This is a genomic window from Mangrovihabitans endophyticus, from assembly GCF_014646155.1.
GTDB classification, from domain to species: Bacteria; Actinomycetota; Actinomycetes; order Mycobacteriales; family Micromonosporaceae; genus Actinoplanes; species Actinoplanes endophyticus.
The window spans coordinates 72,116-94,196 of sequence record NZ_BMMX01000006.1 but is presented as its reverse complement, the minus strand read 5'-3'; the positions used below and the strand labels follow the sequence as shown (position 1 = coordinate 94,196).

21 protein-coding genes are annotated in these 22,081 nt (G+C 69.7%); 15 read left to right on the top strand and 6 right to left on the bottom strand.

Annotated features, from left to right (window positions below; genetic code table 11):
• The 4 genes from IEY73_RS10525 (at position 1) to IEY73_RS10510 (ending at position 4,371) form a co-directional block, all read left to right on the top strand.
• Positions 1–2,262 carry an FAD/NAD(P)-binding protein gene (locus tag IEY73_RS10525; protein WP_229715731.1) on the top strand — a complete coding sequence of 754 codons (2,262 nt, stop codon included), beginning with the start codon at positions 1–3 and terminating at the stop codon, positions 2,260–2,262.
• Positions 2,259–2,783, top strand: coding sequence for a hypothetical protein (locus tag IEY73_RS10520; protein ID WP_189078950.1), 525 nt, complete (start codon positions 2,259–2,261; stop codon positions 2,781–2,783). Before IEY73_RS10525 ends, IEY73_RS10520 begins: the two co-directional genes overlap by 4 nt.
• Complete coding sequence (locus tag IEY73_RS10515; protein ID WP_189078949.1) at positions 2,780–3,517, top strand: SDR family oxidoreductase; 738 nt, start codon at positions 2,780–2,782, stop codon at positions 3,515–3,517. Before IEY73_RS10520 ends, IEY73_RS10515 begins: the two co-directional genes overlap by 4 nt.
• Positions 3,518–3,657: 140 nt before the next feature.
• On the top strand, positions 3,658–4,371 hold the full coding sequence (locus IEY73_RS10510) for a lysophospholipid acyltransferase family protein (protein ID WP_373292766.1): 714 nt from the start codon (positions 3,658–3,660) through the stop codon (positions 4,369–4,371).
• A gap of 8 nt (positions 4,372–4,379) precedes the next feature.
• Here the strand turns inward: IEY73_RS10510 and IEY73_RS10505 are convergent, their stop codons facing one another.
• The 4 genes from IEY73_RS10505 to IEY73_RS10490 form a co-directional block, all read right to left on the bottom strand.
• Positions 4,380–5,153, bottom strand: a complete 774-nt coding sequence (locus IEY73_RS10505) for an AfsR/SARP family transcriptional regulator (protein WP_189078948.1) — start codon at positions 5,151–5,153, stop codon at positions 4,380–4,382.
• Positions 5,154–5,358: 205 nt separating this feature from the next.
• Complete coding sequence (locus IEY73_RS10500; protein ID WP_189078947.1) at positions 5,359–6,594, bottom strand: cytochrome P450; 1,236 nt, start codon at positions 6,592–6,594, stop codon at positions 5,359–5,361.
• Positions 6,595–6,618: 24 nt separating this feature from the next.
• Positions 6,619–7,854: an NAD(P)-binding domain-containing protein gene (locus tag IEY73_RS10495; protein WP_189078946.1), complete on the bottom strand. Its 1,236-nt coding sequence runs from the start codon at positions 7,852–7,854 to the stop codon at positions 6,619–6,621.
• Complete coding sequence (locus IEY73_RS10490) at positions 7,851–9,149, bottom strand: acyltransferase family protein (RefSeq protein WP_229715729.1); 1,299 nt, start codon at positions 9,147–9,149, stop codon at positions 7,851–7,853. The genes IEY73_RS10495 and IEY73_RS10490 overlap by 4 nt, the downstream gene beginning before the upstream one ends.
• A gap of 271 nt (positions 9,150–9,420) precedes the next feature.
• Between IEY73_RS10490 and IEY73_RS10485 the strand changes: the two genes are divergently transcribed.
• From IEY73_RS10485 to IEY73_RS10435, 11 genes are all read left to right on the top strand, one after another.
• Entirely contained in the window at positions 9,421–11,088 is a 1,668-nt protein-coding gene (locus IEY73_RS10485) for a GspE/PulE family protein (RefSeq protein WP_189078944.1), read from the top strand.
• 88 nt (positions 11,089–11,176) lie between these two features.
• Positions 11,177–12,307, top strand: coding sequence for a type IV pilus twitching motility protein PilT (locus IEY73_RS10480; RefSeq protein ID WP_189078943.1), 1,131 nt, complete (start codon positions 11,177–11,179; stop codon positions 12,305–12,307).
• Positions 12,308–12,310: 3 nt separating this feature from the next.
• A complete protein-coding gene (locus tag IEY73_RS10475) occupies positions 12,311–13,540 on the top strand; it encodes a type II secretion system F family protein (protein WP_189078942.1) in 1,230 nt (409 codons plus the stop codon).
• A gap of 73 nt (positions 13,541–13,613) precedes the next feature.
• On the top strand, positions 13,614–14,063 hold the full coding sequence (locus IEY73_RS10470) for a type II secretion system protein (protein ID WP_189078941.1): 450 nt from the start codon (positions 13,614–13,616) through the stop codon (positions 14,061–14,063).
• Between the two features lie 88 nt (positions 14,064–14,151).
• The gene (locus IEY73_RS10465) at positions 14,152–14,940 is read left to right on the top strand and encodes a prepilin peptidase (RefSeq protein ID WP_189078940.1); all 789 of its coding nucleotides are present in this window, start codon (positions 14,152–14,154) and stop codon (positions 14,938–14,940) included.
• A 16-nt stretch (positions 14,941–14,956) separates the two neighbouring features.
• On the top strand, positions 14,957–15,982 hold the full coding sequence (pilM, locus tag IEY73_RS10460) for a type IV pilus assembly protein PilM (protein ID WP_189078939.1): 1,026 nt from the start codon (positions 14,957–14,959) through the stop codon (positions 15,980–15,982).
• Positions 15,982–16,686: a PilN domain-containing protein gene (locus tag IEY73_RS10455; RefSeq protein ID WP_189078938.1), complete on the top strand. Its 705-nt coding sequence runs from the start codon at positions 15,982–15,984 to the stop codon at positions 16,684–16,686. Before pilM ends, IEY73_RS10455 begins: the two co-directional genes overlap by 1 nt.
• Entirely contained in the window at positions 16,686–17,354 is a 669-nt protein-coding gene (locus IEY73_RS10450) for a type 4a pilus biogenesis protein PilO (RefSeq protein WP_189078937.1), read from the top strand. Before IEY73_RS10455 ends, IEY73_RS10450 begins: the two co-directional genes overlap by 1 nt.
• Positions 17,355–17,364: 10 nt before the next feature.
• Entirely contained in the window at positions 17,365–17,796 is a 432-nt protein-coding gene (locus tag IEY73_RS10445) for a type IV pilus modification PilV family protein (RefSeq protein WP_189078936.1), read from the top strand.
• The gene (locus IEY73_RS10440; protein ID WP_189078935.1) at positions 17,793–18,395 is read left to right on the top strand and encodes a PulJ/GspJ family protein; all 603 of its coding nucleotides are present in this window, start codon (positions 17,793–17,795) and stop codon (positions 18,393–18,395) included. Before IEY73_RS10445 ends, IEY73_RS10440 begins: the two co-directional genes overlap by 4 nt.
• Positions 18,396–18,462: 67 nt before the next feature.
• The gene (locus IEY73_RS10435) at positions 18,463–19,110 is read left to right on the top strand and encodes a GntR family transcriptional regulator (RefSeq protein WP_189078934.1); all 648 of its coding nucleotides are present in this window, start codon (positions 18,463–18,465) and stop codon (positions 19,108–19,110) included.
• Positions 19,111–19,151: 41 nt separating this feature from the next.
• Here the strand turns inward: IEY73_RS10435 and IEY73_RS10430 are convergent, their stop codons facing one another.
• Together IEY73_RS10430 and IEY73_RS10425 are read right to left on the bottom strand one after the other, a co-directional pair.
• Positions 19,152–20,048, bottom strand: coding sequence for an LLM class flavin-dependent oxidoreductase (locus tag IEY73_RS10430; RefSeq protein ID WP_189078933.1), 897 nt, complete (start codon positions 20,046–20,048; stop codon positions 19,152–19,154).
• Positions 20,049–20,107: 59 nt separating this feature from the next.
• Entirely contained in the window at positions 20,108–21,844 is a 1,737-nt protein-coding gene (locus IEY73_RS10425) for a glycoside hydrolase family 3 protein (protein WP_189078932.1), read from the bottom strand.
• Between the last annotated feature and the right edge of the window lie 237 nt (positions 21,845–22,081).

Here is a 22,081-nt window from a genome sequence, read left to right as displayed (position 1 = left end):
ATGTCGATGACCACCGTGCATCCCACGTTCGCCGCGCCGGGGGCGGCGGGGCGTCCAACCGTCCGGCTGGCGATCGTCGGCGGCGGCCCGCGTGCCACCTATGCGCTGGAGCGGCTCGCCGCCACCGCCGACCGGATCGGCGGCGGGCAACTGCATGTGCGCGTGTTCGAGCGGACCGGCGAGTTCGGTGCCGGGGCGGTGCACAGCGCTCGGCAGAGCCGGACCAGTTTTCTCAACCGCACCTGTGCGCAGGTCGGCCTCGCGGCCGACGAGACCATGCGGGGCGCCCGTCCGTTGCGCGCCCCGGAACAGCGGCCGACCCTGTACGAGTGGTGCCGTGAGCAGCACGCCCGTAGCGGACACCCCGACCTCGACCTGTCCCCCACGGACTGGCCGCGGCGGTACGTGCACGGCGCCGCACTGTCCGACATGTTCGCCCGGTTCGTGGCCGAACTTGAGGCCCGCCCGGATGCGCGGGTCGATCTCGTCGGCGGCGAGGTCGTCGACATCCGGGACGACGGCGCCGAACTCATCGTGTGCACCGCCGACGGCCGACACTATCCGGCCGACCGCGTGCTGCTGGTCACCGGCCATTCGCCGCACGACCCGTGGCGGTCGCGCGCCGGGCGCAGCGTCGCGGCGTTCGCCGCACGGCACCGGGTGCCTTACGTCCCGTACGCATATCCGTTGGAGGTCACGCTCTCCCCGGCCGAGGCCCCGCCCGGGTGCAGCGTGGGCTGCCTGGGCATGGGCCTCACCGCGATCGACGTGATCCTGCATCTCACCGAGGGGCGCGGTGGAACCTTCGAACCGGGCCGCGACGACCGGCTGGTCTATCGTCCGAGCGGGGCGGAGCCGGCGGTGATCGTGGCAGGCAGCCCGGCCGGGGTGTTCACCTTCACCCGCCCGGACAACCACAAGCGCGACGCCGGCCAGGAGCATCGAGGCACCTTTCTGACCACGGCGGCGGTGGATCGGCTGCGCGCGTCCGTCGGCGTGGCCGCGCCCGGCCGCCGGATCCGGCAGTTGGACTTCGATGCGCACCTCCTGCCGGTGGTCCTGCTGGAAATGGCACACGTGCACTACACGACCCTGTTCGGGGCGCGCACCGGGCGTCACCTAGCGGCCCGCGCACGCCCGGCGTACGAGGCATTCCTGGCCGGCGCGTCCACCGACGGCGACCTGATCGCTCCGCTGGAGCAGGCAGTCGACGAGATCGCCGGCACGCTGACCGACGTGCTGGCGGGCCGGCGGAGCCTCGCCGAAGCCGGGCACCGGACGACCAGATGGCCGGTGGCCGGTGCGCTGGCCCGATGGGTACGCGTGGTGCACGGCGACGACGCCGCCACCCAGCTCGCCGGTCTGCTGGACGACCCGGCCGCGCTGGCCGCCGCAGCCTCCGAATGGCCGGTACCCACCGGGCTGGTGCCCTCGGTGGCGGGAAATCGCTTCGACTGGACTCGCACGTGCGCCCCGATCACGACCGACGACCGGCCCGGCCCGCAGCGGTACGCGGCACGCGTGCGGTCCTTCATGGAACAGGACTTGCGCTGGGCGAACCAGGGCAACCTCGACAACCCGCACAAGGCAGCCGCCGACGGTGTGTGGCGCGATCTGCGAGGCGTCATCTCGTACGCGGTCGATGACGGCGGCCTCACCCCGCCCTCGCATCGCACCTTCCTGGCCCGGTATCCGCGCCATCACAACAGGCTGGCCAACGGCGCGGCGCCGGAGGTGATGGCGCGGATCACCGCCCTGGTGCGCAGCGGGATCGTGGACGTCGGCACCGGTCCGCAGGCCCGCGCCGACGGCGACGAGACCACCGGCGGATTCCGCATCATCGGCCCGCTCACCGGCGCGAGCCGCACCGTTGACGTCCTGGTGGACGCCCGCATCCACCCCTTCGACCCGGATTTGGACGAGCGGCCGCTGTTTCGTTCGCTCGCCGCCCGCGGGCTCGTGCGGAGGTGGCGCAACCTGGGCGCGGACGGCACCGCCTTCGCGCCGGGCGGCCTCGACCTGACCGACGAGGCGCACCCGGTCCGGGCCGACGGCATGCCGGAGACACGGCTGACCGTGCTCGGCCCGGCGGCCGAGGGACGGCGCTCGTTCCTGCTGTCCGCCCTGCGCCCGGGGCGCGACCACTACGTCATGCGGGACGTCCTGACGTGGCTGGAGACCTTCTGGGCGGCATGTCACGAACAGGTGGGGCAGCCCGGGCCCGCACATCACGACGCCGAAGCGAGGGGTGAACGCCGATGACGGCGAACGAGGCCGAAATCGACCTGGACGGCTGTCTGGTCATCGTCGAGGGCAGCGCGCGATTGCGCTGGCGACGAAGGGAGACCGGACGATGGCAGATGACCGGTGTCTGGCCCGACGCGGTCGAGCGCGACCGGGTGTGCGCGCGCATCGACGCGGGCGATCCGGTACTGGTGATTCTCGGCGGACCGGTGTCGACGGCGGTGTTCCGCGACGAGTGCGACGGCTCGGCACCGGGCCCGGATCCGCTGGACGTCACCGTTGACGTGCTCGACTGGCTTCCCGGGCCGCTGCGGGCGCGCGGGCTCGAATTTCTGGCCGCCAGCTCGGGAGTGCTCGCCGCACGACCACGGCTGCTGGTTCTTGGTCTGTTGCTCGACGATGCGACCGGCGCGCTCCGTTTCGCGCGGCGCACCAGTCCACAACCGCTGTGGCCGCGCCATCTCCGCGAAGTGGTCGCCCACCTGTTCGCCGCGCCGGCGACCAACGCCCACCTCGATGCCCCGGTGCCGGCCGCATGACCGGCCGGGACAGCCTCGCCGGCCGGGTCGTCGCGCTGACCGGCGCGGGGCGCGGTCTGGGATTGCAGATCGCCGGTACGCTGCTGGACCGCGGCGCGCGCGTGGTGGCCAACTACCGCACGCCGTCGCCGGACCTGGACCAGCTCGCCGAGAAACACCCGGAGTTGGTGCTGCACCAGGGCGACATCGCGGTGGAGGAGACCGCCGCCGATCTGGTGGCCACCGCGCGCGGACTGGGCCGGCTCGACGCCCTGATCCACAACGCCGGAATCGCCCGGGACCAGCTCTTGGTGCGGATGCCGGTCGAGGACTGGGACGAGGTCCACCGGGTGAATCTGCGCGGCGCGTTCCTGCTCTCCAAGTACGCCGTTCGGGTCATGATGCGCCAGCGGTACGGCCGCATCGTGTATCTGTCGTCCGGAGCCGCGATCCTGGGCAACGCCGGGCAGGCCGCCTACGCCGCGAGCAAGGCGGGACTGCACGGTCTCTCCGCGACGGTGGCCCAGGAGTACCGCGGGTACGGCGTGCGCACGGTGGTTCTTGCACCGGGCCTGCTGGACACCGGCCTGGGCGAGGCGCTGGACCCCCGGATCGTACGGGAGAAGGCCGAGCGGTCCATGCTCGGCATCGGGTCCGGGGAGCGGATCGCGGCCACGGCGGCGTTCCTGGCCAGCGCCGACGCGGACTACATCAACGCCGTGGTGATCCGGGCGGACGGTGGACTGGTGTACTGAGACCCGGGGACCGGCGGGCATGATGCCGCCGCGCGCGACAATGAGGACCCCGCCCCCGCCGACCCAACCTCTATGATGACCGCGGTCACTTCCGGCCGTGGAAGGGGTCGTTGCTGAGACGTTTGGCCGCCGCGGGCGGCGTGAGAAGGATCGGAAAGGCACTGTTGTCTCTCATCTACACGGGCCTGCGCGCCCTCGCCGTTCCGACACTGCACGCATTCTGGAGACTGCGGGTCACCGGCAGGGAGAACGTCCCGAAGACCGGACCCGTCATCCTGGCGGCCAATCACCTATCAGTTTCGGATCACTTGTTCCTCCCGGTGGCCTGCCCGCGGCTGGTGTTCTTCATGGCCAAGTCGGACTACTTCCTGCAAGGCGGGCTCAAGGGCCGTTTCCGCGGTGTGTTCATGCGGTCGGTCGGCCAGATCCCGATCGAGCGCAGCGGCGGCCGGGCGGCGCTTGCCGGCTTGGAGCAGGCCCGAAAGGTGATCATGGACGGCAACGTCTTCGGCATCTTCCCCGAGGGCACCCGTTCGCCGGACGGCAGGCTCTATCGCGGGAAGACGGGTGTCACCCGGCTGGCCCTGATGACCGGGGCGCCCGTGGTGCCGGTTGGTCTGGTCGGGACCAATCACGTGCAGCCGATCGGCACCGCGTTCCCCCATCCCGGGGGGACGGTGACGGTGCGGATCGGCGAACCGGTCTTCTACGGACATGCCGAGACCATCGGGCACAACGCCAAGAAGTTGCGGGAGATCACCGACGACATCATGGGCCGGATCGCGAAACTCTCCGGACAGGAGATCATGGACGTCTACGCGACTCGCTCGGGCGAGCAGACACCGGACGCATAGGGGCCGGCCTAGATCACCAGCGCGCTCGACTCGTCGAGTATCGTGTCGAAGTGCAGGATGCGCTGCTGCAGGCGCTGTGATCGGGCGCTCGGCTCAAGACCCACGGCATCCACCAGATGCTCACGCAACTGCGCGTAGACCGACAACGCCTCGGCCGTGCGCCCCGCGCGGTAAAAACACAGCATGAGAAGCTGGTGGAGACGTTCGTGGGTCGGGTACTCCGCGGCCACGGCGTAGAGTTCCGGAATGAGCTGGGCATGCCTGAGCAGCCGCATCTGCAGTTCGGCCTTTCGCTCGTACGCCACCAGGAACTGCTCGTCCAGTTGCCGTCCGACCGAGTTGAGCACCCGCACATCACGGAAATCGGCGAGGGCCGAACCGCGGCGCAGGGCGGTGGCCTCCTGAAGGATGTCGACCGCTTCGGTGACCGCTCCCAGCGCCTCCGCCCGCTCGGCACGCTGCACCAGGTGCCGCAGCCGCTGATGGTCGAGGTCGTACACGGCGCTCTCCAGGACGTACCCGGCGCAGCGGGTGGCGATGCCAACCGGCTCGGCCCCGTGCCCTTCCAAGTGTTTCCGGACCCGTGACACATAGACGTGCAGGGCGGTGGCCGCGGTGCGCGGCCGGCAATCCGTCCATAGTGCCGCCTCCAGTTGCGCCGTGGAGACCACCGTGTCGGCGTGGGCGCACAACAGGACCAGCAGGGTGCGCATCTTCGCAGGACGCGGGGTGATCGTCTGGCCGTCCGGCCCGACGACTTCAAAGGGTCCGAGAAGCCTCATCCCCACTCGGCGCTGACTGTCCCGTTCGCCGTTTTGGGCATACGTCTGCTCCACCAAATCGCCGCCTCCCCCGATGGCACTCCGCGATCTATGAAGCAGGATCATACGCGGAGTGGCGACTTGATAACAGGGTGACGGATGCCGTTGTGCCCGATGGGCGGTCCGGGCGCTTCCCCGATGACCGTCCGAACGCGACGGATACCGATCACCGTCCGGACGGCCCGCCCAGGTTGAGATCGACCGGCAGCTCGTAGCAGCCGTGCAGGTGGGTGGTCGTCCGGAAACGCACGTCGGCGAGCGGCACGGCCAACGAGATCGCCGGATATCGGGTGACGATCCGTTCCAGCACGATCTCCAACTCGGCCTTGGCCAGCATGGCGCCGATGCAGGCGTGGATGCCGTGCCCGAATGCCAGGTTGCGCCGCTCGTGTGGGCGGTCGACGTCGACCCGTTCCGGATCCGGGAACGCCGTCGGATCCCAGTTCGCGGCCTGGACGGAGGCGATCACACCCTCACCCGCCCGGATGGTGACATCGCCGAACTCGACGTCGGCGAGAGCCGCCCGCCGCGGCGAGTCGCGCACCACCGAGTGGAACCGGAGCAGTTCCTCGACGACGTCCGGAATCATGTCCGGGTCGGCCCGGATGCGTGCGGCCAGTTCCGGCTGTTCGATCATCGTCAGGGTACTGAGCTCGATCATGTGCGCCGTCGTCGCGAAGCCGGCAAGCAGCAGCGACGAGGCATAGGAGACCAGCTCGACCGGGTCCAATTCCGGGTTTTCGATGATCAGCTTGCTCAGCAGCCGGCCGTCCGGTGCCTCCCGCTTCACCTCGATCAGCCGCAACATGTACTGCAGCAGGTCGAGTTTGGCCTGCTGACGTTGGTCGGAGTCGAGGTCGTCGTGGGCGAGCACCAGCCGGATCCGCCGCACGAAGTAGTCGTACTCGTCCTGCGGCACCCCGAGCATCAGGCAGATCACGGTGGCCGGGATCGGCGTGGCGAAGTTGTCCACGAAGTCGAACGGCTGCGGCAAGGACTCGATGTGCGCGCACCGCTCGTCGGTGATGCGCATGATGTCCGGGCGGAGCTCAGCGATCCGCCGCACACTGAACTCGCCACCGGCCATGCGCCGCATCCGCGTGTGCACCGGCGGGTCCGCCTGGGTCATGTTGAGCGGCAGATCCAGACCACCGGGCAGGTTCCAGCTCGGGAAGCCGGGAGACTGCGGGCTGGAACTGAAGGCGGGGTGGGCGATGATCTCGCGGACCCGGTCGTAGCCGGTGGCCAGCCAGGTCCACGTGCCGTCGGGGAGCCGGACCTTGGTCAGTCCGCCCGAGGCATCACGCAGGTCGGCCATCGCCGGCGCTGGTGCGTACGGGCAACCGTCGGGTGCGCCGTGCGGCAGCGGTGGCAGCGCGGGGGTTTCGGAGTCGATCGTCATCTTCCCACCTCTCGATCTGTTCTCTCACTGATATGCGGCGTACGCGCCGCGCAGGACGCCCGCGGTGATCCGGGCGCCGGGCGCCACCGGCCGCGGCAGCGGACCCGGCCGGAGCGCCTGGCCGCGCCGCAGGGCCCGGCCGATCGCGGCGGCCTGCACCTCGGCGCATCGCACCGCGGCGTCGCCGCAGCGGAACCGGTTCATGAGGAAGAGAGCTGGCCGCCCCGGCGCTTCCAGGGCCAGCCCGAGCCCTCCGGTGCCGAGCAGTTCCTGCACGTCGCCGGGCAGGTGAACGGCCCGTTCGCGAAATCCGGTAGCGGCGATGACGGCGTCGAAGGCCGCCTCGCCGTCGGCGAAACGCACCGCGGTCCGTCCGAGTTCGACCACCGGTCCCCGCACCGCGATCCGCCCGTGGCTGAGGTCACCCAGGAAGTGGTCGTTGAGCACCGGTGTGGACGCCGCCAGCGGCGACGGCGGGACCCCGAGACCGTACGTGGGGTAGGGCCCGAGCACCTTTCGGACCACGAACTCGGCGACGGCCGCGGTGAGGCGACGCGCCCCGGGGAACCGGCCGAGCAAGCCCTCGGCGGACCGGTCCACCGGCCGCCCGAACATCATCTTGGGCAGGTGCCACTTCGGGGTACGCACGCTGACGGTGACCCCGGACGCCACGCCGACCAGTTCGCAGGCGATGTCCACGGCGGAGGCCCCGTTGCCCACCACCAGCACATTCCGGCCCCGATAAGGCGCCGCGTTGCGATATGCCGCCGAATGCCGATACTCGTACGACGGTTCGGGGTCGACGGCGACGCCGGGCCATCGCGGCTCGGCGTTGCGACCGGTCGCGTCGATCACGGCCGCGAAGCACGCGGCGTCGGCATGGCCGTCCGCGTCCCGCCAGGCGACCCGCCAACCACCGTCGGCATGCCGCGACACCGATGTCACCCGATGCCCCCATCGCCGGTCCACACCGCGGCAATCGGCCGCCACCTCGGCCAGATAGGTCGCGTAGATCGAGTGGTGCACGAATTCGATCCATGGATCCACCGGGATGCGGGTGCCGTGGAATGTGCTCTGCCGCCGCGACGTGTTGAGAAACAGGGAGTCGTAGACCCGGGCGCAGGTCGACGACGCGTTCCACAGACCTCCGGCTTCGGTGTCCGCGGACAGCCAGGTGACGTGGGCGCCCGGAACCTCGGCGCCGATCTCGCGAACCGCTGCGATGCCGGAAACGCCGGAGCCGATCACGGCGATCTTCACGGCGCGGCCCGATCCGGCGTCTCCGCCCGCTCGGCGGCGAACGTCGGCGAGGCGGGACGGTCGCGGAACAACTTGCGCGCGAACTCATAGGCCGGCACCTCGACGTACCGGTGCAGCGGCATCGCCAAGGCGACGATGAGCAGGAAGTACGCCACCAGGAAGACGAGGTTCCAGGGCGCGCGCCCGAGCACCTGCTCGTCGATGCCCAGCCCGGCCGAGAGCCCGCGCAAGAGGAACGGGTAGCTGGGCAGCAGGACCAGCAACTGGATCGCATAGAGCCCGTAGGACAGGTCGCCGAGGCGGACGAACATCCGCATCCGCAGGAAACAGGCGCGTTCGGCGAGATCGGCCTGGGCCAGGGCGATCAGGAGCACGGCCAGCGGGATAAGCCCGACGGACGTGCGCTGCCACGGCCCGGGAGCGAAAGTGCCGGCCAGATAGCCGATCGCCACCAGTGTCCACGCCCATCGCTGGCGCACCACCGGCACCACCCGGCGCCGCAGGAGCAGGCAGCACATCATCCCCACGGCGAATTCCAGGAATCGGTACGGCGGGCAGGCGAGGGTGAACCAGTAGACCAGGTCGCCGCCGTTGTTGCCGGACGTCAGGAACGCCGAGTGATCGCCGCCGGAGCGCACCGTGAAGTAGCGGGCGGCATACAGCGGGAGGGCGAACTCCAGGAAGATCGCAACGCCCATCAGGATCACCAGGGCCCGGGTGGACAACCGCCGGAAGAGGAACAGGGACAACGGGAACAGCACGTAGAAGAACGCCTCGGTACTCAGTGACCAGGTCACCGGGTTGACGCCGTGGTAGATGTCCTGGAAGGGCACCCAGGACTGGAGCAGCGTCAGGTGCAGGGCGATGTTCTCGCCGGTGATCGGCATGCCGATGAGAAGGATCGCAACTATGGCCAGGGCCGACGTAACGAAATAAATGGGATAGAGCTTCCCGACGCGTTTGGCGCAGAAGTTCATCAGGCTGGTTCGCGGACTGGTGGTCAGTGTGAGCACAAAACCGCTCAGCACGAAGAAGCTGGACAGCGCCATGTTGCCGGCCATCGTGAGAAACCGCGGCCGGTCGAGTTGCACGAATTGGAGGTGGTGGCTCTGATCGAGCACGAACCGAAAAGTAAAGAAGTGAAAGACATAGATCCAGGTGGACGTCAAGCCACGCAGCCCGGTCAGCGAATCGAGGCGCGTGGACGAGGAGACCGGAGATGAGATATCGACCGCACTGGTCGAATTTCTCGCCACACCAACGCCGTTTTCCACGCACGCCCCCGAATTTGTCATTCAAAAAAACGGCTCATTGTCGATGATTTCGTCGACGCGAGCGGTCCCACTATCGCCCACGGTCGACGACAAGACAAGGTTGTCGAATCTGCCATTAATCGCGTCGATAGATCCGCTTTAGCGGAACGCAACAACGGCGGCCAGTGGCGGCCGGTGTTCACCCCTGGAGGCGGGATCGGGCCCGGCCCGGCGGGCGTGCGGTCACTCAGTTCCCGGCGGCGGCGTCCGATGGGACAGACGTATCCCTAACGCACTGTTTTCCGAGGATGTCATGGATCAGACCTTCCGCCCGCTGCTGGACGCGCTGAAGCAGATCGGCGCCGACCCCCGCGCGGTGGATGCTGCCGCCGATGAGGCGCAGCGCAGCGGCCGGTCGGTCCGGGCCGTGCTGATCAACGACCAGGTCGTCACCGAGGAGCAGCTCACCACGGCGGCCGCCGCCGCGTTCGGCATCAACACCCTGGACCTGGTCGGGTTCTCCCCCGACCCGGCCGCGCTGCGCCGCATCCCGCTGCCCGTGGTGCTGCGCCATCGCGTGCTCGGCCTGGCGATCAGCGACGGCGAGCTGACCGTCGGCGTCACCGACCCGGGCGACGTGGTGGCGCTGGACGACGTGCGGGCGGCCACCGGCATGACGGTTCGCCCGGTGGTGGTGGCCCGCAGCGAGGTGCGCCGGATCATCGAACGGTTGCAGCGTGAGGACAGCGACCTCGCCGAGCTCGCGGACGACGTGCTGGACGACCAGGCCGGGATGACCGCCCAGGCCACCAGCGCCGACGACGCGCCGATCGTGCGCTACGTGAACAGCCTGATCGAGCAGGCGGTGCAGAACCGCGCCTCCGACCTGCACCTGGAACCGACCGAGGACGACATGCGGGTCCGCTACCGGATCGACGGCGTGCTGCATGAACTGGACACCATTCCGCGCGGCGTGACCGCGGCGCTCACCTCCCGCCTGAAGATCATGTCCGGGGTCGACATCACCGAGAAGCGGGTGCCGCAGAACGGCCGGATCACCGCGCTGATCCGGGACCGCACCGTCGACCTGCGCACGGCGACGCTGCCCACGGTGTGGGGCGAGAAGATCGTGCTCCGTGTGTTGGACACCGGCGGCATCGACCTCGACATGACCAAGCTTGGCTTCACCGAGCACAACCTGGCCCGGTTCCAGGAGTCGTTCAGCAAGCCGCACGGCATGGTCCTGGTCACCGGACCCACCGGCTCCGGCAAATCCACCACGCTGTACGCGACGCTGGGCCGGATCAGCAAACCGGAGATCAACGTGATCACGGTGGAGGACCCCGTCGAGTACCGGCTGCGCGGCGTCAACCAGGTTCAGGTGAATTCCAAGGCCGGGCTGACCTTCGCCGCCGTGTTGCCGGCCATCCTGCGGTCGGACCCGGACGTGGTGCTGATCGGCGAGATCCGGGACGGCAACACCGCGCAGATCGCCGTGGAAGCCTCCCTCACCGGCCACCTGGTGCTTTCCACCCTGCACACCAACGACGCCCCCGGCGCGGTCACCCGGCTCACCGAGATGGGCATCGAGCCGTTCCTGGTGGGCTCGTCGCTGGACTGTGTGCTGGCGCAGCGGCTCGCCCGCCGGCTGTGCGACTGGTGCAAGGAGGCGTACGTGCCCACCGAGGAGGAGCTGGTCGGCGCGCGCTGGCCGTTCGAGGATCTGCGGGTCCCGGAGGCGGTGTACCGGCCGGTCGGCTGCCGCAACTGCGCCAACACCGGATTCCGCGGCCGGATCGCGCTGCACGAGGTGATGCCGATCAGCCCGGAGATCGAGTCGCTCACCATCCGACGTGCCTCCGCCGGCGAGATCCGCGAGGTGGCTCTCGCCCAGGGCATGTACGACCTGCGCGCGGACGGTCTGGCGAAGGCGGCCGGCGGCCTGACCGCGGTGCGCGAGGTGTCCCGGGTGGCGATCTGAGGCGTACCGGGACGTCCCGGCTAAACCACCCGGTCACCGTGCCGATGAAAGGGGGCGTCGGATCAGCCCAGAGATTGCCGGTGAGCAGATGCACACGCTCGACCACCAGGTCCCGCGGCAGACGGAACCGGTTGACGCACACGCCCCAGACGATCTCGCGGTGCTCAACCAGATGCTCGTCACGCTCGTCGAGTCCCGCGGTTCGGACCTGCACCTGACCGTCGGCTCCCCGCCGATGATCCGGGTGGACGGCAGCCTCCGGCCGATCACCGGGTACGGAAAGCTGAACTCCGCCGACACCGCCCTGCTCGCCCGCGCGGCGCTGACCCCGGAGCAATGGTCCGCGTTCCAGCGCGACCAGGAGATGGACTTCGCGCACAGCATCGTGGGCGTCTCCCGGTTCCGGGGCAACCTCTACGTGCAGCGCAACTCTTGCGGCGCGGTCTTCCGGGCCATCCCGCACGAGATCAAGCCGCTGGACGAGCTCGGCATGCCGGATTCGGTCACTCGCTTCGCCCACCTGCCCCGCGGCCTGGTGCTGGTCACCGGGCCGACCGGCTCCGGCAAGACCACCACCCTGGCGTCGGTGCTGGATCTCGCCAACCGTACGCGGGCGTCGCACATCATCACCATCGAGGACCCGATCGAGTTCCTGCACCCGCACAAGCGCAGCGTGGTCAACCAGCGCGAGGTGGGGTCGGACACCGGCACCTTCGCCACCGCGCTCAAGCACGCCCTGCGCCAGGACCCGGACATCATCCTGGTCGGCGAGCTGCGCGACCTGGAGACCACGGCCACCGCGCTGACCGCGGCGGAAACCGGCCACCTGGTGCTGGCCACGCTGCACACGCAGAGCGCCACGCAGACCATCGACCGGGTCATCGACATCTTCCCGCCGCACCAGCAGTTGCAGATCCGCGCGCAACTCGCCGCGAGCCTGCAGGGCGTGGTCACCCAGGCGCTGGCGCCCCGCGCCGACGGCAAGGGGCGTCAGGTGATCTGCGAGATCCTGACCGCCACCCCGGCCATCCGCAGCCTGATCCGCGAGGGCAAGTCGCACCAGATCCCCTCGTTCATGCAGGCCGGCGCGGGCGACGGGATGTTGGCCTTCGACCAGCACCTGGCTGAGAAGGTCCGCGAGGGTGTGGTCGCCGTGGAGGTGGCGATGGAGATCTGCCATTCGCCGGAAGAGCTACGCCGACTGATCGGAGGGCGGTGAGCCGTGCCGACGCTGAAGACCTTTCAGTACAACACCATCGACGCCGACGGCCGTAAGTCGAAGGGCACCATCGAGGCGGCCAACGAGGCCGCCGCGTCCAACCTGCTGCGCAGCCGCGGCGAGATGCCGCTGGAGCTGACCGCGGCCGGCCAGGGCCTGAACCGGGAGATCAGCATCCCCGGTCTGGGCAGCCGGGTGAAGCTCAACGACTTGGCGGTGTTCGCCCGCCAGTTCGCCACGATGACCGCCTCCGGCATGTCGCTGCTGCGGTCGCTGGCGATTCTGGAGGAGCAGACCACTTCGCCCGCACTCAAGCGGGCGGTGGGCGAGGTGCGTACGGACGTGTCCGGAGGCGCCTCGCTGTCCGCGGCGATGGCCAAACACGACCGGGCCTTTCCCCGGCTGATGATCGCCATGATCCGGGCCGGCGAGACGGGCGGCATGATCGACCGCGCGCTGGAGCAGATCGCGGACAGCCTGGAGAAGGACTCCGCACTCCGCGGCAAGATCAAGAGCGCGCTGACGTACCCGGCGATCGTGCTCGCGTTCACCTTCGTGCTGATCGCGGCGGTGCTGATCTTCATCGTGCCGATCTTCGAACAGATGTTCAAGAACCTCGGCGGCGAGCTGCCGGCCATCACCCAGGCGATGGTCGACGCCAGTCACAACATGTGGTGGATCGGCCCGCTCGTAGTGATCATCGTCGGCGGCGGCACTGCGGTCTTCAAGCAGCGCCTGCGCCAGGACGAGGAACTGCGCGAGGCATTCGACCGGTTCAAGCTGCGGCTTCCGGTGTTCGGTTCGCTGTTCCGCAAGATGGCGATGAGCCGGTTCTCCCGCAACCTGGGCTTGCTGCTCAACGTCGGCGTCCCGGTGATGCAGGCGCTGTCCGTGGTCGGCGAGACCACCGGGAACGCGGTGATCAACGCGGCGATGCGGGACGTGCAGGCCGCGGTGCGCGAGGGACAGCCCATGTCGTCGGCGCTGCGTCGCCACAAGATCTTCCCCGAGATGGTCACACAGATGATCGAGGTCGGCGAAGAAAGCGGCCAAATCAGTCAGATGCTCGACAAGGTTGCCGATTTCTACGACAGGGAAGTCGACAGCGCCGCCGAGTCCCTGACCGCCTCGATCGAACCGATCATGGTCCTCGTCATGGGCGCCGTGGTCGGCGGAATGGTGGTCTGTCTCTACCTACCGATGTTCACCATCTATCAGAACATCCAGGGCTGAGCCCCTGGAACACCAGGCGACCGGTTCGGTCGCCGACCGTCCCCACCCCTGAGCCACCCTGGAGGCACCCCCAATGCAGGACACCATCGCACGGCTGCGCGCCAAGAAGGAGGATGAGGGGTTCACCCTCATCGAGCTGCTGGTGGTCGTGGTCATCATCGGCGTGCTGGTGGCCATCGCCGTGCCGGTCTATCTGAACTACCGGCAGGGCGCGGCCGACAAGTCGGCGCAGTCCGACGTGCGCGGCGCGATCAGCGCGATCGAGCAGTACTACACCGACAACGGCAACGCCTACCCGACCGGGTTCGCCAACGAGACCACCTCACCGGTCACCATCGGCGACCAGAAGATCACGCTGTCCGACAAGACCAAGATGACCTACGTCCCGGTCGGCAGCCCCACCACGAGCTATCTGGTCTGCGCCACCAACGAGGGCGGCAGCGGCAAGGTCTACCTGTACGACAGCTCGGCCGGCGGCTCGGTCAAGGACGCCGACGTCCAGATCGGCACCTGCGCCTCCTGATCCCGCACCGCGTTCCGGGCGGCGAGCCGTCGCAGCTCGCCGCCCGACGCACACCCACCGACCCCATCACGAGAACAGGAGGACGGCCATGCCGCAGCCCGCACTGCTCTGTGCCGCCGGCGTCCTCGGTCTCGTGGTCGGGTCGTTCCTCAACGTCGTCATCCATCGGGTGCCGCGCGGCGAGTCGCTCGTCGCGCCCGGATCGCACTGCCCGCACTGCGGCGTCGCGGTACGTGCGCGGCACAACGTCCCGGTGCTCGGCTGGCTGCTGCTGCGCGGGCGATGCGCGGACTGCGCGGCGCCGATCAGCGCCCGCTACCCGCTCGTCGAGGCCGTGACGGCGGCGCTGTTCGTCGCGGTGACCGCCCGGTTCGGGCTGTCCTGGGAGCTGCCCGCCTACCTGTACCTCGCGGCGATCGCCGTCGCCCTGGCCGCCATCGACCTGGACGTGCTGCGGCTGCCGGACCGGATCGTGCTGCCCTCGTACGGCGTGGCCGCCGCGCTGCTGCTGCCCGCCGCCGTCGCCGGGCATGACTGGAGCGCCCCGCTGCGCGCCCTGGCCGCCGCCGCGGCCCTGTACGCGTTCTACTGGGTGCTCGCCGTGCTGCCCAAGGGCATGGGTGGCGGTGACGTGAAGCTCGCCCCGTTGCTCGGCTTCTACCTCGGCTGGCTCGGCTGGAGCTGGGTGGCCGTCGGCGCGTTCGCCGCCTTTCTGCTCGGCGGCGCGGTGGGCATGGTGCTGCTGGCCGCCCGGCTGGCGACCCGCAAGAGCCGCATCCCGTTCGGCCCGTACATGCTCGGCGGCGCCTTCCTCGCGGTCTTCGCCGCGGCGCCGATCGCCGACTGGTACACGTCCCTGCTGCTCCCGTCCGCCTGATCAGGAAGGAACACCGATGGCTGGCGTCAATCCGATCGGGCTCGACATCGGCTCGTCGTCCCTGCGTGCCGTCGAGGTGCGGCGCGCCAAGGACGAGCACAACCTCACCAACTTCGGCCAGGTTCCGCTGCCTGCGGGCACCGTGCAGGGCGGCGTGATCCAGGAGCCGGCAGCGGTCACCTCCGCACTCAAGCAACTCTGGGCGGGCTGCAAGTTCGACACCCGCAAGGTCGTACTCGGCATGACCAACCCGCAGCTAGTGGTCCGCGAGATGTCCGTGTCCAACCTGCCGGCCAAGGAGATGGCCAGCGCGCTGCCCTTCCAGGTACGCGACATGCTGCCGCTGGCCGTGGAGCGCTCGGTGCTCGACTTCCGGCCGCTGGAGGAGGCGGGCAACGCCCCGACCGTACGCGGACTGCTGATCGCCATGCCCAAGGACGCCGTGCTGACCGCCGTTCAGGCGGCGGAGAAGGCGGGGCTGCACGTGGTCGCGGTGGACCTGGCGTCGTTCGCCCTGCTGCGCGCCGCATCCCGGTTGGACGCCCAGGTCGAGGCGATCGTCGACATCGGCGCGGACGTCACCAGCGTGGTGGTGCACGCCGACGGCGAACCGCTGATCGTGCGCACCGTGCCGCGCGGCGGCACCGAGATCACCACGAGTCTCGCCGCCCGGCTGGGCCTTGCCGAACCCGATGCGGAACTGCTCAAGTGCCGCTTCGGCCTGCACGGCGACGGCAATCCGGCGACGGCCGCAGCCGCCGCTGACGCGGTCCGGCCACTGATCAGCGAACTGCGCAGCTCCTTCACCTACCTGGCCTCCGGTGAACGACAGAAGCAGGTCACCCGCATCTCGCTGTGCGGTGGCAGCGCCCTGATGCCCGGCCTGGCCGAGCACCTGCAGGAGCGCCTCGGCGTACCGGTGATGTACGCCGACAGCGCCGGCCGGCTGCGTGACACCCGCCGTGCCCGGCAGCGCGGCTTCGACAGTTTCCTGCCGTCGGCCGCGGTGTCGATCGGCCTCACCCTGGGAGCGGCAGCCTGATGGCGACCACCCTGATGCCCCTGGACCCGGCCGTGTCCCCGCAGCGGGTCTCCCGTGTGCTGACCATTTCGGCCAACCTGCTGCCCGCGGAGATCGTCGCGGCGCGGCGCGCACGGCGCAGCCGCACCTGGGTGCTGATCACGGTGTTCCTGGTGGTGCTTGCGCTCGCCGGATGGTACGTGCACGCCGCCACGGTCAAGCGTTCCGCGGACGACGAGCTGGCCGCCGCAACCACCGCGGCCACCGCGGTGCGGCACAGCGAGACCCAGTACGACGAGGTGCTCACCGTGCAGGCGCAGACCGACGCGATCACCAACCGGCTGTCCGCCCTGCTGGCCGATGATCTGCCGTGGTCGACGCTGCTGGACACGTTGCGTGACGTGGGCGACGAGGCGGGCGTGACGGTCACCGGCGTCAACGGCAGCCTGGTCTCCGACGGTGGCAAGGGCGTCACCTCGACGTTGCCCAGTGCCTCCGGCGCCACCACGGTGGGCATGCTGACGATCACCGGTATCGCACCGGACAAGCCCTCGGTGGCCCGGTACGTGGACACGCTGAACGCGGTGACCATGGTCGCCAATCCCTATGTGACGAGCGTGACCCAGAACGAGGCGGGCGTGCAGTTCAGCCTGTCGGTCGACGTCACCTCCGCGGCGCTCTGCGGCCGCTTCACCACCGCATGCAAGAAGGCAGGGGAAGACTGATGGGGCGGTTTCGCGCGGACCGGGTCTGGCAGGCGGCCGGGCTGGCGGTGATCCTGCTGCTCGCGGCCGGTGGCTGGTTCCTGTTCATCGGGCCGAAGTACGCCGAGGCGGACGAGACTCGCGCGGAGCGGGAGACCGTCGAGATCCAGACCATCACCCTGCGCAAGCGTGTCGGGCAGCTCAAGCAGGAGAGCGACGAACTGCCGAAGTACAAGGCCGCGCTGAAGCAGGCCCAGGCCGCGCTGCCCGCCGACTCGGGCGTGCCGGACTTCCTGCGGCAGTTGCAGGCCTCCGGCGACGAACTGGGCGTGGACGTCAACGGCATCAGCGTCGCCGCACCGTCCGAGGTCGTCGAGCAGGCCGGCGTATACGAGCTGCCGATGACCGTGTCGGTCAACGGCACCGCGGCCAGGCTCAGCTCGTTCCTCACCCGGATGCAGTCCGCGCAGCCACGAGCGGTGCTGATCACCGCGGCGACCCTGACGTCGCAGGGAACCTCCGGCTCCACCAGCACCGACTCCACCAGCACCGACTCCGCCGGCACCGATGAGAACGGCGGCGATGCCGGCGACGCGGACCAGGCCGCCACGATGACGCTCAGCCTGGCGCTCAAGGCGTACGTCATCCCCCCGGCCGGCACCGGCGCTCCCACCGTGACGAGCAAGTGAGTGGACGCCGATGACCGCGCGTAAGGACCCGGCCGACGCCGGCTTCACCCTCGTGGAGGTGCTCTCCGCGCTGGCCGTGATCGGCGTGGTGTTGACCGCGGTGACCACCTTCTTCATCCGGTCGATGGTCGTTGTCGACCTGCAGGGCGCGCGGCAGACCGCGATCCGCGTCGCCTCATCGGGCATGGAGGAACTGCGCGCCGTCTCCGGCCAGCTCGCGCTGACCTGGCTGACCAAGCACGCCGACCCGGTCGAGGTGCAGATGAACGGCATCACCTACCACCGCGGCTGGGACGTGCCGCCGTCGTCGTCGCTGATCACCGCGACGGTGCACGTCACCTGGCGCAGCAAGGGCTGCCCGGACGACACCTGCTCGTACAGCACGTCGACGCTGATCAGCACGTCGTCCGTGGAGCCCGTCTTCGACCCGGCGGCGCCGTGAGGGCCCGGATGCACCGGCTGCGGCGCGACGACTCCGGTTTCTCCCTGATGGAGGTGATGGTCGGCTCGGCCATCATGTCGGTCGTGATGGCGATCGCCACCGCCGGGCTGGTCACCATGTATCGCACCGCGGACCGGACCGAGTCTGCCGCCTTGGCACAAACGGCCCTGATGGCTTCATTCTCTAAACTGGACACCGAGGTCCGGTACGCCTATCACATCGGCACCCCGTACCAGACCGGCGACGGCAACAGCCTGTACGCCGTGGACTATGTCATCCCCGACCCGGACAACGTGCAGCAGTGCGTCCAGCTCACCTTGCCGAAGGCGGGCGGCACCCTGAAACGGACCATCTGGCCGCAGCGCTCCGCGATGTCCGCGGGCGCCACCGTCTCCGCGGTCGCCGAGCACCTGGAATCCACCGACGGGACGAACCCCTTCCGGGTGCAACCGTCCGGATCGGACGGCACCAACTTCGACCGCATGACGCTGGCCGTGACCAGCACCGTGGGCGTCGCCACCAACGGAGCGACCCGGGCGTACCAGCTCAAGTTCACCGCGTTGAACACCGTCTCCGAAACGATCGCCTGCGACAAGTGAACCTCGCTCAGCGCCGCGCGGTCGCACGCCGGCTCCCCCGAGCAGTCGTCGTGAGTACGCTTCCGGCATGTCTTTCGCGGTGCCGCCGACACGGACGGCAGCGGTCGTGCGCCAGTTGCGCAACGAGATCGTCACCGGCGAACTGCCACCCGGCACCCTGATCAAGGATGGTGAGCTGGCCGCCCGCCTCGGTGTCAGCATCACCCCGGTCCGTGAGGCGATCGCGCAGCTCTCCGTCGAGGGGCTGATCGACATCGCCCCGAACCGCACCCGCCACGTCACCCGGGTGACGCAGAAGAACGCCCTGGAGCTGATCGACGTGATGGGCGTGCTCGCCGGCGCCGGCTTCGAGTGGGGCGTGGACAACCTCACCGAGACCCACCTCGACCTGTTGCGCCGCCGCCAGCGCGAGTTCGTGGAGGCGCTGCGCGAGGGCAATGTGCTGGCGGCCGGTGCGGCGGGCGCCGATTTCAGCACCATCGTCATTCTGGCCAGCGGCAACCGCGAGCTGCAATCCATGGTGGATCTCGTGGTGGCGCGGACCACGCGAATCCTCGCGATGACCGCCGAAAGCGACCTGTGGAACACATGGATCACCGGCCACGAGGCGATCATCCGGCTGCTGGAGGCCGGCGACAACCGCGGCGCGGTGCAGCGTTACCGCCAGATCTATGTCGACTTCCGGGCTCGCGTGGAGGCGTTCCTCTTCGACTAGGTCGTGGTACTCGAAGTAACGACCGTCCCGGAGTGCCGCGCTCAGGCGGCGCTCAGCCCCGCCATGATCGTCGGGAGCAGATCGAGCGCCGGGGGACGCACCGCGTACCGGCTGATCCCCCATCGGCGTTCGTGCTCCCGGATCGACGACACGATCTCGTCCACCGTGCCGACCAGGACGTACGGCGTGGCCCGCAGCTGGGCTGCGGTGAGGCCGGTGTGCTCGGTCATGTCGGCCAACGCGCCCTCCGCATCGTCGGTGATCTGGAAACGCTGCACCAACGTCTCCAGGACCCGGCCGCGCACGCGATCCACCTGCGCGTCGACGTCGTCGAGCCGCCAGCGGACGGTGTGCCGGTGGCCGTCGGCAAGCGTGCGTCCGAGGCCGGACAGCCCGACGATGTCCGCGTGGTCGGCAGCCCACTCCAGCAGCCTCGTGTTGCCACCACCGAACAGCAACGGCACCCGATCCTGCACCGGTCGCGGTTCGGTCAGGCGCGCCCCGGCCATCGTCAGCGCCGGGCCGTCCACAGTGACTTCCGCACCGCTGAGCAGCCGCATCGTCGCCTCGGCGACCGCGATGCACCTCGCGACCCGCCCGTTCACGTCCGGTCGGCTGCGCCCGATCGCCTGCCACTCCGCTGGGGTGTGCCCCGCGCCGATGCCCAGCAGGGCACGGCCGCCGGAGACCACGTCCAGGGTCGCGACGTCCGCCGCGAGCAGCATCGGTTCGCGCACGCCGGCATTGCACACGTACGAGCCGAGCCGGATCGTGTCGGTGACGGCCGCCGCTGCGGCCAGCGCCACGAACGGTGCCGCACACGATCCGGGGTGGTCCGGGACCAGAAGGGTGTGCACACCGACCGCCTCGGCGCGGCGTGCGGTCTCCCGCCACGTCGCGGCGCTGTCCGGCACGGCCTGATAGGCGAACTCGACCATGGCCGCGACTCTGCCGCCGGAGTTCCGTCAGGGGAAGCCGTTTCGCCACCGGCGTAGCGCTACCGCGTGCCGTAACGGAACAGCACCGCGCCGCCGTCCGGGGTCCGGATCGTCACCGGCAGTCGCCCGGTCGCCGCCGTCCGGCCGGTGAGCACGTCGGCCGCCGCGGTGACCGAGACCGGCTGATAGTCGTACGCGGCCAGGTAGGTGTCCGCCTGCGGGAAGTACGCGATGTCGTACGGGCCGCCCACCGCGACCACCACGATCGGCCGCCCGGTGTCCAACAGCGCGGTGACCAGATGCTGCTGGCGGACGTCGCCCCACGCGTTGTACGTGGTCACCACCGTGACGTCGACGTCCGAGGACGCGGCCACCGCCCGTGCCACAAGCGCATCGTCGGGCGAACCGGTGTAGAGACGCATCACGTGCCGCCCTCGGTCGGTCAGCGCGTTCGTCAGGTTCTGCGTGGTGCTCACGCCCCAGCCGGTGACCAGCACGTCGCCGCCGGGCAGCGGGAGGTCGGCGGAGCGCAACGCGGTGATCGACCGGCGGGCGACCTCCGCCATGGTCCTCAGGTGCGCGTCGGTGCCGACCACCGGCGGTGCGCCCACCGGGCCGGCGCCGAAGAGGCCGAGCCGCATCTTCATCCGCAGGATGCGGCGCACCGACGCGTCGATCCGTGCCGTCGAGATGGTGCCCGCGGCCACCGCGTCGAGCACCGTCGCGATCGCCGCCGGCACGTCCGTGGGCATCAGCAGTTGGTCGTCGCCGGCCTCGATCGCGCGCAGCACGATCTGGTCGGCCGGGATGTCGGCGAGCGCGGCGGCGCTCAGCGCGTCGGTGATCACCACTCCGTCGTAGTGCAGCGTGCCCCGCAGCAGGCCGGTGACGATCGGGCGGGACAGGCTCGCCGGGGCGCCGGAGGGATCCAGCGCGGGCGCGACGATGTGCGCCGCCATGATGCTCGGCACCCCCGCGGCGATCGCGGCCCGGAACGGCGGTAGGTGCGTCGCCATGATCTGCGCACGGGTCTCGTCCGTCACGGCTACCCCGTTGTCCGTGTTGACCTCCGTGTCGCCGAGGCCGGGAAAGTGCTTGGCCTGTGCGCCGATGCCCGCGTCGGCGTAGCCGCGCACGGCCGCGACGGCGTCGGCGGTGACGTGCGGGGTGCGGTCGCTGAAGGCGCGCGGCCCGTCGGCGGTGTTGCGGGGATTGGTGTTCACGTCCACCACGGGCGCGTCGACCGTGTTGATGCCCAGCGCCGTCAGTTCCGTGCCGCTCACCTTCGCCGCGTCGTACGCGCTGCGCGGGTCGAATGTCGCACCCACCGCCATGTTTCCGGGTGACACCGCCAGCGGGGCGCCGATCCGGTTCACCACGCCGCCTTCCTGGTCGGTGCTGATCTGCAGCGGGACGCGCCCGGCGACGGACTGCAACCCGTGGGACAGGTCCGCGATCTGCGCCGGGCCGGTGAGGTTGCCCGACCACGTGAAATAGATGACGCCGCCCAGGTGGTAGCGGGCGACCGCTTCGGCGCCCGTGTCCACGCCGTAGGCAGCACGGTTGGCCGCCGTCTCGGAAGCCGTCGCGGCGGTGGCGCTCGCGCCGTACACATAGGACACGAACATCTGGCCGACCTTCTCCGGCAGGCTCATCCCGGCCAGGACGGCGGAGATCCGGGCAGCCGTCGCCGCGTTCGCCCGGGTCGCCGCCGCGGCGGGGTTCGCCGGGGCCGCCGTGGTGGCGACCAGGATGCCCAGAACCGTAGGAACGATCACCGCGATGCGCCGAATCATCCACTCATGAGATGCCGATTGATTGACATGTGTCAACCTGTTCATCCTCGACGGCTCGACGTCGCCGATCACGCCGTCACCGGATGCCCGATATAGCGCAATAGTTGCATAACGACTTACCGTCTGCCGCCGATTTCACGATCACCGATAGGCGGTGCTCTGTCACTGTTTCCCGGTTTGGCCCACTTCGGTGATGTTGAGCCGCGACACTACGTGTCGAGGCACGACGCGCGATCC

What these genes read in the sequence shown, in the direction of transcription:
- IEY73_RS10465 (WP_189078940.1), top strand. Translation starts at nt 14,152, where the DNA reads ATGCCGCAGCCCGCACTGCTCTGTGCCGCCGGCGTCCTCGGTCTCGTG.
- IEY73_RS10515 (WP_189078949.1), top strand. Translation starts at nt 2,780, where the DNA reads ATGACCGGCCGGGACAGCCTCGCCGGCCGGGTCGTCGCGCTGACCGGC.
- IEY73_RS10435 (WP_189078934.1), top strand. Translation starts at nt 18,463, where the DNA reads ATGTCTTTCGCGGTGCCGCCGACACGGACGGCAGCGGTCGTGCGCCAG.
- IEY73_RS10425 (WP_189078932.1), bottom strand. Translation starts at nt 21,844, where the DNA reads ATGATTCGGCGCATCGCGGTGATCGTTCCTACGGTTCTGGGCATCCTG.
- IEY73_RS10450 (WP_189078937.1), top strand. Translation starts at nt 16,686, where the DNA reads ATGGGGCGGTTTCGCGCGGACCGGGTCTGGCAGGCGGCCGGGCTGGCG.
- IEY73_RS10500 (WP_189078947.1), bottom strand. Translation starts at nt 6,594, where the DNA reads ATGACGATCGACTCCGAAACCCCCGCGCTGCCACCGCTGCCGCACGGC.
- IEY73_RS10470 (WP_189078941.1), top strand. Translation starts at nt 13,614, where the DNA reads ATGCAGGACACCATCGCACGGCTGCGCGCCAAGAAGGAGGATGAGGGG.
- IEY73_RS10505 (WP_189078948.1), bottom strand. Translation starts at nt 5,153, where the DNA reads ATGAGGCTTCTCGGACCCTTTGAAGTCGTCGGGCCGGACGGCCAGACG.
- IEY73_RS10430 (WP_189078933.1), bottom strand. Translation starts at nt 20,048, where the DNA reads ATGGTCGAGTTCGCCTATCAGGCCGTGCCGGACAGCGCCGCGACGTGG.
- pilM (WP_189078939.1), top strand. Translation starts at nt 14,957, where the DNA reads ATGGCTGGCGTCAATCCGATCGGGCTCGACATCGGCTCGTCGTCCCTG.
- IEY73_RS10445 (WP_189078936.1), top strand. Translation starts at nt 17,365, where the DNA reads ATGACCGCGCGTAAGGACCCGGCCGACGCCGGCTTCACCCTCGTGGAG.
- IEY73_RS10480 (WP_189078943.1), top strand. Translation starts at nt 11,177, where the DNA reads ATGCACACGCTCGACCACCAGGTCCCGCGGCAGACGGAACCGGTTGAC.
- IEY73_RS10525 (WP_229715731.1), top strand. Translation starts at nt 1, where the DNA reads ATGTCGATGACCACCGTGCATCCCACGTTCGCCGCGCCGGGGGCGGCG.
- IEY73_RS10490 (WP_229715729.1), bottom strand. Translation starts at nt 9,149, where the DNA reads ATGACAAATTCGGGGGCGTGCGTGGAAAACGGCGTTGGTGTGGCGAGA.
- IEY73_RS10455 (WP_189078938.1), top strand. Translation starts at nt 15,982, where the DNA reads ATGGCGACCACCCTGATGCCCCTGGACCCGGCCGTGTCCCCGCAGCGG.
- IEY73_RS10485 (WP_189078944.1), top strand. Translation starts at nt 9,421, where the DNA reads ATGGATCAGACCTTCCGCCCGCTGCTGGACGCGCTGAAGCAGATCGGC.
- IEY73_RS10520 (WP_189078950.1), top strand. Translation starts at nt 2,259, where the DNA reads ATGACGGCGAACGAGGCCGAAATCGACCTGGACGGCTGTCTGGTCATC.